The organism is Enterovibrio nigricans DSM 22720 (assembly GCF_900167155.1).
GTDB classification, from domain to species: Bacteria; Pseudomonadota; Gammaproteobacteria; order Enterobacterales; family Vibrionaceae; genus Enterovibrio; species Enterovibrio nigricans.
The window spans coordinates 1-1940 of the sequence record NZ_FUXU01000241.1 but is presented as its reverse complement, the minus strand read 5'-3'; the positions used below and the strand labels follow the sequence as shown (position 1 = coordinate 1940).

At 51.7% G+C, this 1940-nt stretch carries 1 tRNA gene and 1 rRNA gene; both read left to right on the top strand.

The window, feature by feature from the left end:
• Positions 1-209: 209 nt before the first annotated feature.
• A 16S ribosomal RNA gene (locus B5D35_RS23965) occupies positions 210-1754 on the top strand.
• Between the two features lie 62 nt (positions 1755-1816).
• A tRNA-Ile gene (locus B5D35_RS23960) sits at positions 1817-1893 on the top strand.
• Positions 1894-1940: the final 47 nt, after the last annotated feature.

Genomic DNA, 1940 nt, shown 5'->3' with positions numbered 1-1940 from the left:
TATCGAGTCAACGTTCTTTAACAATTTGACCTATACAATCTGTGTGGGCACTCGTACTTGATAGACAAAAGATTTATCAATGAACTGAGTGACCCAAGATGGTGAATCTCTTCGGAGTGCACTGTCAACACAGTCAATGCAGATTTGCCTACGGGCAAAAAAGTAATTCAGTATTCATTGAGCGTTACCTTCGGGTAACAACAAAATTCTAATTGAAGAGTTTGATCATGGCTCAGATTGAACGCTGGCGGCAGGCCTAACACATGCAAGTCGAGCGGTAACATTTCAAAAGCTTGCTTTTGAAGATGACGAGCGGCGGACGGGTGAGTAATGGCTGGGAACCTGCCCTGATGTGGGGGATAACAGTTGGAAACGACTGCTAATACCGCATGATGTCTACGGACCAAAGAGGAGGACCTTCGGGCTTCTCGCGTCAGGATGGGCCCAGTTGGGATTAGCTAGTTGGTGAGGTAATGGCTCACCAAGGCGACGATCCCTAGCTGGTTTGAGAGGATGATCAGCCACACTGGAACTGAGACACGGTCCAGACTCCTACGGGAGGCAGCAGTGGGGAATATTGCACAATGGGCGCAAGCCTGATGCAGCCATGCCGCGTGTGTGAAGAAGGCCTTCGGGTTGTAAAGCACTTTCAGCAGTGAGGAAGGTTACGTAGTTAATACCTGCGTGATTTGACGTTAGCTGCAGAAGAAGGACCGGCTAACTCCGTGCCAGCAGCCGCGGTAATACGGAGGGTCCGAGCGTTAATCGGAATTACTGGGCGTAAAGCGCATGCAGGCGGTTTGTTAAGCAAGATGTGAAAGCCCCGGGCTTAACCTGGGAACCGCATTTTGAACTGGCAGGCTAGAGTCTTGTAGAGGGGGGTAGAATTTCAGGTGTAGCGGTGAAATGCGTAGAGATCTGAAGGAATACCGGTGGCGAAGGCGGCCCCCTGGACAAAGACTGACGCTCAGATGCGAAAGCGTGGGGAGCAAACAGGATTAGATACCCTGGTAGTCCACGCTGTAAACGATGTCTACTTGGAGGTTGTTCCCTAGAGGAGTGGCTTTCGGAGCTAACGCGTTAAGTAGACCGCCTGGGGAGTACGGTCGCAAGATTAAAACTCAAATGAATTGACGGGGGCCCGCACAAGCGGTGGAGCATGTGGTTTAATTCGATGCAACGCGAAGAACCTTACCTACTCTTGACATCCAGAGAAGCCGAAAGAGATTTTGGTGTGCCTTCGGGAGCTCTGAGACAGGTGCTGCATGGCTGTCGTCAGCTCGTGTTGTGAAATGTTGGGTTAAGTCCCGCAACGAGCGCAACCCTTATCCTTGTTTGCCAGCACATAATGGTGGGAACTCCAGGGAGACTGCCGGTGATAAACCGGAGGAAGGTGGGGACGACGTCAAGTCATCATGGCCCTTACGAGTAGGGCTACACACGTGCTACAATGGCATATACAGAGGGCAGCGAGGCCGCGAGGTGGAGCGAATCCCAGAAAGTATGTCGTAGTCCGGATCGGAGTCTGCAACTCGACTCCGTGAAGTCGGAATCGCTAGTAATCGTGGATCAGAATGCCACGGTGAATACGTTCCCGGGCCTTGTACACACCGCCCGTCACACCATGGGAGTGGGCTGCACCAGAAGTAGATAGCTTAACCTTCGGGAGGGCGTTTACCACGGTGTGGTTCATGACTGGGGTGAAGTCGTAACAAGGTAGCCCTAGGGGAACCTGGGGCTGGATCACCTCCTTAACGATACTATTGATGCAAGTGTCCACACAGATTGTATAAGTCGAAAAGTAAAGACACTTAGTGGGTCTGTAGCTCAGGTGGTTAGAGCGCACCCCTGATAAGGGTGAGGTCGGTGGTTCGAGTCCACTCAGACCCACCAATTTCTTCTTGAAGTTGGAACTAAGTACTGGTGTGGGGCTATAGCTC